We start from the raw sequence: 8,517 nt of genomic DNA on the forward strand, positions 1-8,517 counted from the left end.
ACTATACTCTACAATAATTGAAGAATTCGGTTTAAGCATCGGCTACACCTAAAAATACTCAACACAGACCGCCCTGCACCTTCCAGTAATTCCGCTTTTAAGCGGCTGCATGGGCCGTCCCATCCACAAGGGCTCGGCAAAAGTGTTGTCATAGCCAGGCGGCCCCAATATTCCCAACACACAGACACAGTGTTTCAACAGCGGGCTCAGAAGCCAACGTCTGAACCAATTCATAGCGCCTCCTCAGGACTGTTGGCTGGGGTGGCCCCGCTGATAATGCTTAAAGTTTTTTGAGGCGGCCTCCCGCATAATATCGCGCTCCACTTTTAGTTGGCTACTATGCTGAAGTAGATGCTGATTCGCAAGCAGTGCATCGGAAGCCTGCGTCGAAACATGCGATTCTCCTTCCCTTTTCGTGCGCTATCTCCATTGGTCCGCCTACGCGGTTGTAGATAAGTGCTTCACTAATGCCCAGTGCCTGAGCCACGTAGGTCACGCTCTGCCCGCTAGCAATCATCATTAATACGTCCGCTATGAAAGTCGCATCATTTCTACGACGCCTAAGGGGCTATTTTTTATTGTAGTATCCTGCTAGTTAAGCAAGTTATGTGTCCATTAAAACTAGACCCTCTCACCTGGCGGTGGTTTAAGGTGAGGGACCGGGCCTTTCTGCGGGCTGAGGATGGTACCGTGCTTCAGACCATTGGCATCGTGCAGGATATTCAGGATCGGAAGGAAGCGCTCGATAAGCTACGCGAAGAGCACCTGCGTTTCCGCAATGCCGAAGTTCTGGGTACTATTGGCAGCTTTGAGCGCATACTGCCTGGCAATACACTAGTCTGCTCCGATGAGTTTTACCGCATACATGGGCTGGAGCCTCAGAGCCAGGTGTTCGACATGGAGAAGATGCTAAGCTTTGTCCATCCCGAAGATCAGAAAGGTATGCGCGAGCAGCTCTGGGCCACCCACACCCACGATAAACCCCTGGATCTGTTCCAGCGGATCATCCGATCTGATGGAGCAGTTCGCATCGTTCATGTCCGGGCCGATGTAGTCAAGGATGAACGCGGGAAGCCGGTAAAGGTGTATGGTACCATTCAGGATTTTACCGAGCTGAAACAGGCGCAGGAAGAAGCCGGAAAGAACAAGTCACTGATGGAGGCGGTATTTAACGGATCGCTCTCTGAGATGATGGTACTGCTGGCCGTAAGGAACGATCGCGGCGAAATCATCGACTTTGAGTACCGGTTGCTCAATCATACCGCCCATACCATGGCCGGGCAGGACCTGGTGGGTAAGCGCTACCTGGAGCTCAACCCCCAGGACCGGGCCTCGGGTCTGTTTGACCTGTACCGCCGCGTAGTCGAAACCGGCGAAGCGGCCGATCTGGAGAGGTTTTACATCGGTAGTGGTTTTCGCAACTGGTTCCGAATTACGGCCGTTAAGCTCGACGACGGGGTGGTACTGACGGTGGAGGATATTACCAAACGCAAGCAGGCAGAAGAAGAAAACCAGCAGGCTACCAAGCTCCTGCGGGATATATTCGAAGGCATACAGGTACAGATCAGCTACCTGAAACCCCTCTACGACGAACAGGGTAATCTGGAAGACTTCCTGATCATACTCACCAACGACGAAGATCTGCGGCAGCAGAGCCCCAAGAAGATCCAGTCGCTGTCCCGTAAATTTAGTGAGCTATTTCCGGGCTACCGCCAGCACGAGCTATGGGATATGCTGGTAGAAACCTATCTGACCGGCCGGTCCAAGCGGTTTGAGACCTGGTACGGCCTAGACGACCTGGATCTCTGGATAGACGTATCCATCGTCAAGCACGAAAGCGGCCTCATCTATTCCTCCCAGATCATCAACGACCGGAAGAGGGCGGAGGAAGCCCTTACCAAGACGCTGAGTATATTCCAGAGGGCCGAGCAGGTAGGAGCCCTGGGCAGTTACGAGGCTGATCTGGATACCATGACGTTCCACTTCTCTGATAACCTGTACCGGTTGTTCGGCCAGGAGCCGTCTGCTTTCGTGCCTACCCTGGATTATATAGATGCCCGCAGCCACCCGGATGATGTACCCGTGGTGCGGAATATACTGGAAGAAGCCATCCTGAACCGGCAGCCCTATACCTATACCCGACGTATCTACCTGCCCGATGGTCAGCTGCGCTACCTGCACGCGCAGGGGATAGTAGTGACTGATCAGGATGACCGTCTCGTAAAGCTGCTGGGTACTATTCAAGATATCACCGAGCGGGTCAAGGCAGAAGATGAGCTACGTAGCAGCGAAGAAAATAGCCGCAATCTGCTGAACGTTCTGCAGAACGCCCCGGACGCCTACCTCGTGCTAACGCCGGACTTTACCATCCGGATGGCGAGTGATGCTTTTCTGGAAGCAACACTTTCAACGCGGGAAGGTATTATCGGCAAGTACATATTTGATGCCTTCCCCGATAACCCTGCCACGCCGGAGGCCAATTCCGTTAAAAACCTGCGCGCTTCCCTGGAGCGCGTACTCAAAACCAGGAAGCCCCACCGGATGGCACTTCAGCACTACGATGTGCCACGACCTGCTGAACGGGGAGGCGGTTTTGAAGAAAAGTACTGGAGTCCCATCAATACACCGGTTCTGAATAGTGCCGGTGAGGTGGTGTACATCATCCACCGGGTGATGGATGTAACCGAGGTTGTAAAAAGACAAGGGGTAATACAGGACCTGACCAGGCAAACCGAGGCGCTTGCTACTGCGCTGAATGAAATAAAGGAGCAGTCAGCGGAGCTGGCAGTAAATAAACAGTTATTGCAAGCGGTACTAGACAGCTCATTCTATTTTGTACAAGCTTTTGAAGCCGTACGTAATGAGAGCGGAAAGATCATTGACTTTACCTGGATATTCACCAATCATATCTGGAACAAGCATTATGGCGACATGACCGGTAAAAGCCTGTTGCAGCAAAATCCTGCTGTTATTGAAACCGGCTCGTTCGACAAGTTTGTAGAAGTAACGGAAACCGGCATTACCATCGATCACGAACACTATTATTCCCACGAGCAGTTTCACGAGCAGTGGTTCCACCAGACCCTGGTTAAGATGGGGGATGGCTTTGTGATGAATACCGAGGACATTACCGAACGCAAAAAAAATGAACAGGAAATTCTGCGCCTGAAAGATGAGGCCGCGCAACGCACCGAAGACAAGTACAAGGCGCTTTTTAATTCGATCAATGAAGGGATTTCTGTATTGGAGTTGATTTATGATAACACGGGTAAACCTTCCGATATGCTGTGTTTGGAGACAAACCCTGCACTTGAAGAAATAACCGGTTTGAAAGATGTAGCAGGCAAGTTATGCAGCGAATTCGTCCCGACTGAACAGCACTGGCTGGATGCGTATGATGCTGTTGTAAAAACGGGTGAACCCATTCGTATAGAAAATTACCATGCGGGAATGAACCGGTGGTACCGTACCTATACATCAAGAGTTGGTGGTCCCGGGAGCCGGGTAATTGCCAATGTTTTTGAAGACATCACTGAACCCAAACGGCGTGAACAGCAGCAGGCATTTCTACTCAAATTCTCCGACACCTTGCGTACCTTATCCGGTAAGGAAACAATTGAAAACACAAGCATACGTTTGATCTCAGAATTTTTTGGTCTTGATCGTTCTTATATCGCTACAGTAAATAAATCAGAAGATCGTGCAGTGATCGGAGCGGAGTATAACCCCAATGGGCTACCATCTCTTGTAGGAGACTACCGCCTGTCAGATTTTCCCGAGAGTGTCCGGCAGATTGAGGAAGGAACACTTGTTATTGAGAATGCGGACACTGACACCACTCTTTCAGATTTAGATAAAGTATCCTTTGCTGCTATAAAACTGGCTGCTGTTGTTTCTTGCTGCCTTCGTCAAGGTGAAAGAAACGTAATATGGTCGTTTGCTCCGGCAAGCTCCACTCCACGGAGCTGGACAAAGGATGAAGTGAGACTGATTGAAGAAGTAGCCGAACGTACCTGGACTGCAATAGAAAGAGCAAAAGCAGAAGAAGCCATCCTCAAAAGCGAAGAGAAATACCGCAGTTTGTTTAATTCTGTTGATGAAGGTTTTGAGGTTATTGAAATCATCTGTAATGAAGCAAACGAACCAATTGATTTTCGTTTCCTTGAAACCAATCCGGCTTTTGAACAGCAAACGGGGCTAAAAAATGTAGTAGGTAAACTGGCAAGTGAAGTTGCACCTAACATGGAAGCATATTGGTTGGAAGCCTATGATAAGGTTGCTAAAACTGGTGAGCCGATACGTCAGGAGGAATATAACGCTGATACCCAGGGCTGGTATTCCTTTTATTGTTTTCGGGTAGGAAGCGAAAATAATCGGCTGGTTGCTATATTGTTTAACAATATCACCGAACGAAAACAGCGGCAGCTACAGAGGGATTATCTGCTGAAGCTAAATGATGCCTTGCGCCTTATTGCTGACCCTTTAGAAATTCAGCGGGTGGCGATGCAAGTTCTTGGTGAGCATTTAAACGTTGATCGTGTACTATATGCGGGTATTGACGGTGAAGATTTTGTCATACACGATAACTACGTACGGGATGATCTTGGGAAGTTGGTTGGTCGTTTCCCGGTTGCTGCTTATGGAAGTGCTGTAGAAATACTTCAGCGTGGAGAAACTGTTATCATAAAGGATGTGAACCTTGGCGGATATGCTGACACGGAAAAGGAAAATTATGCTGCCCTGAATGTATATGCAGTGGTTTCCGTACCGCTTATAAAAAACAGACACTTCGTTGCCAATCTTACAGTGCACCAAGAGAAACCGCGGCACTGGAGAGATGATGAAATTGCCTTGATACAAGAAACGGCCGAACGAACCTGGGCAGCGGTGGAAAGAGCAAAAGCAGAAGAAGCTTTACACAAAAGCGAAGAAAAATACCGCACTCTTTTCAATTCAATTGATGAAGGCTTCAGTGTGGTAGAAATGATGTTTGATGAAAACGGAAAAGCAGTTGATTACATCTTCCGTGAATTAAACCCCACACATGAAAAATTAACCGGATTGCCGGCTAATATTATCGGTATGCGAATTAGCGAGCTGATGCCGAATCTTGAAGAAGAAGTACTTGAGCGTTACGGAAAGGCTATGTTAACGGGTGAGCCTGCCCGTTATGAACAGTACATTAGTGCCTTAGACCGTTGGTTTGAGGTGTATACTGTACGGGTGGGCGGCAGCGAAAGCCGTTTAGTAGCGAACGTGTTCAACAACATCACCGAACGCAAACAACGGGAGCAACAGCAGACCTTTCTAATAAAACTTGGCGATGCACTGCGCTTTGAGACCGACCCCTTCGAGGTCCAAAGCAGAGCCGCCCGTGTGCTTGGCGAGCACCTGGGGGCTGGCCGTGTGGCCTATGCTGAGATCGAGGCAGATGATAGGCACTTCATCGTACACCGCGATTACACCCATGGCGTGCCGAGCTTTGCCGGCCGCTATCCGGTCGACAGCTATGGCCGCGAATTCTTTGTTGAGCTCCGCGCAGGCCGTTTTGTCACAATAACTGATGCAGAACAAGATACTTGGTTGAGCGAAGCGGAAAAGGTGGCCTACGCTGCAGGTATGGTCCGCGCCGCCATTGCCGTCCCTCTTATCAAAGGCGGTCGGCTCACAGTGGTTTTCTTCGTGCATTTTCCCGTACCGCACAAGTGGACCGACAACGAGGTGTTGATGGTTGAGGAAACTGCCGAACGTACATGGGCCGCCGTAGAAAGGGCTAAAGCGGAGGTTGCGCTTCGTGAATCCGAACAGCGGCTGGCAAATATACGGCCGCTGACGCTGCTGAGCCAGACCGAAGACCTGGCTAGTATCGGGAGTTGGGAGTACAACCGCCTGACCAGGGAGTTCAGCTGGTCTGAAGGAATGTACAAACTTTTCGGATTGAAGAAGGGCCAGCCTGTCTGGCCGGACATCTATCTGGATTATGCCCATGAGTCGGACCTGCCTAGAGCCCACCAACTTGTCACTTTTCTGGATAGAGGAGAGGGGCGGTTTGAAACGGACCTGAGAATTCGGGTGGAGGGGCAGATAAAAACCCTACGCATCAAGGCCGATGTGGTCAATGAAGGCCAACAGATGCGGGTAATGGGTGTTGACCTGGACATCTCCGAGCAGTTAGCGGCCCAGCAACAGATCCAACAAACGGCATTGAACCTTCAGGCGGTGCTGGATGGCTCGCCCGCTGCCATTGGCTTGCTGAAAGCCATCCGGGACCCGGCTGATGCCGGACGCATCATCGACTTCCAGCTGGTTGTCGGTAACCGCAAGCTGGCCCAATTTTTAAAAAAGAGCCTCAAGCAACTGATTGGCAATTCCGTCGAGCGGTTCAGCCGGCTGCTATGGGGGAAAGATACCCTCGACACGCTGCGGAAGGTCCGGTTGACTGACACTCCCCACTACGAAGAGAGGCAACTACGACCTGATGGACGCTGGTCGGCCCTTGCCCTCACGCGCCAGGACGATGGGGTGCTCATCACGGCCCTGGACATCACAGACCTGAAAATGATTCAGGAGAAACAGCAGAGCTGGCTTGCCGAAGTAGAGTCCTCCCGCCAGAGTGTGGAAGCGCTGGACGAATTACACAAATCGCTCAGTCACCGTTCTGAACTGTTGCGGGCAGTCTCGCATGACCTACGGGGCAACTTTGGGGTAATCACCGGAGCGCTGCAGCTTCTGAGTATGGCTGATACGGAAGCCGAACGGGCCGAGATGATGGATATGGTGCTGCGCAATATCCGCCAGGCTACAAGTTTACTTACCGACCTCCTCGACTTTAGCCGTCTGGAAGCTGGCAAGGAACGACGGACAATCGAGCCTTTTGACGTTTCCATCCTCCTGGAGGAATTAGCCCAAAGCCTCCAACCGGCGGCGACAGAGCAGGGGCTGCTATTAACCAGTAAGGGACCGACCAACCTGACCGTTGAAGGGGACCGTTTACATGTGTACCGCATGGTTCAAAACCTTGCCATTAATGCCATTAAATATACCCACCAGGGTAGCGTGCAGATTGAATGGAACGCTAACCAGACCCACTGGTGGTTTTCGATCAGTGACACCGGACCGGGCTTGGATGCGGAGCTGGTGGCAGGCCTTAACGATAGAAAATCGTACCTTAAGCCTGCCGAACACTACGAGGAAGGGAAACTGGCTGAGACACATGCCCCGGTTGCCCCTAGGCAAAACCCTGTCAATGATCCGGGCACGGCCATAAGTTGGAACAGGTTACGGGGGGAAGGGATCGGTCTCCAGATCGTACGCCAGCTGGCCCGACTTTTGGATGCCCGACTTGAGGTAAGCAGCCAGCTTGGGGTTGGTACTCGATTTGTGGTACGCTTTCCTCTGCGCAATGAAGAGTAGGGGGGTATATATAAAAATGAATGGGAAGTTGGTTAAGAATTATAAATGAGCAAACTATAAGATAATCATGATTTATGTAGTAGATGATGCTGCGGATTACCGTTTTTTAGTTGATCAAGTATTCAAACGCTTTCTCCCCCATTATCCGCACCGCCTGTTTGCAGATGGTATGGAGCTGATCCAAGCCATCGAAATCAATGGCAAACGTTTGGAAAAGCCAAAGGTTATTTTGTTGGATATGGACATGCCCAAGCTGAACGGCCTGCAGACGCTGGAACGACTGCGACAGCTTCCGGAATGGCGGACAATACCGGTAATTATCGTGTCGAATCGGTTAGACGAAGCGTTTGTCAGGGCAAGCTACCAAATGGGTGCGAACTCTTTTCTGCCCAAGCCATTGGATTTCGAGCAACTAAAATCGGTAATGAGTTTAATAGGTCAGTATTGGATGGAAATAAATCAAATTCCCTGTACCAGCATGGAATAACAGACAAGCGAAGACAAGCCGTGTCAATTACCTACTGTTTTGAAAAAGTCGCATTTTCAAGGGTGCAGGGAGCAATTATTCAAAGTATTACTTGTTTATATGTGCTATGGTCTAACCCCCTATTTTCTGGAATCGAATTCTGTAAACTGGTACAGTTTACATTTTTTGAATAATCTATTTCTACCGAGTCTTCCTGATAATGAGGGGGCATGTTCAGGCCTAGCTTGTAAAAGTACTGGTTGGGACTCAGGTATCTAATTCCCGAGTGCAGCCGCTCCCCGTTGTAAAAGTAAACGAATCGCTGAATAGTCTCATTAGCCTCCTGAAGATGGAAAAATCGCACACGTTGCAGACAACGGTCAACACTTTTCAGGACGGGTCACCTTTTAATATTACGTTGCTATTATTATAGAATAATATCATTAATGATAAATGAATTAGTTTGTAAACTTCTGTCAGGCTGAGCGAACAGGGCCGCCTGGCGGTCGAAGCCAGTCCATTCAGGAGGGCTTCGACTGCGCTCCTTTAGACTTGCGGTGTATTGAAAGAATAGGAGTAGGTACTTACATTTAAAGAGAGAAAGGGAGCCAAAGTACACTAAGACATGCGCTCTGAGC

At 49.9% G+C, this 8,517-nt stretch carries 3 protein-coding genes; 2 read left to right on the forward strand and 1 reads right to left on the reverse strand.

Annotated elements, in window-relative coordinates; genetic code table 11:
* The first annotated feature begins 606 nt into the window (after positions 1-606).
* Together JTN23_RS10930 and JTN23_RS10935 are read left to right on the forward strand one after the other, a co-directional pair.
* On the forward strand, positions 607-7,413 hold the full coding sequence (locus JTN23_RS10930) for a PAS domain S-box protein (protein ID WP_247234820.1): 6,807 nt from the start codon (positions 607-609) through the stop codon (positions 7,411-7,413).
* 67 nt (positions 7,414-7,480) lie between these two features.
* A complete protein-coding gene (locus JTN23_RS10935; RefSeq protein WP_247234822.1) occupies positions 7,481-7,900 on the forward strand; it encodes a response regulator in 420 nt (139 codons plus the stop codon).
* Positions 7,901-7,979: 79 nt separating this feature from the next.
* Here JTN23_RS10935 and JTN23_RS26010 read toward each other — a convergent pair whose 3' ends face one another.
* A complete protein-coding gene (locus JTN23_RS26010) occupies positions 7,980-8,273 on the reverse strand; it encodes an integrase core domain-containing protein (RefSeq protein ID WP_409049445.1) in 294 nt (97 codons plus the stop codon).
* Positions 8,274-8,517 lie beyond the last annotated feature (244 nt).

Source organism: Telluribacter roseus (assembly GCF_017355915.2).
In the GTDB taxonomy this organism is placed as follows: Bacteria; Bacteroidota; Bacteroidia; order Cytophagales; family Spirosomataceae; genus Telluribacter.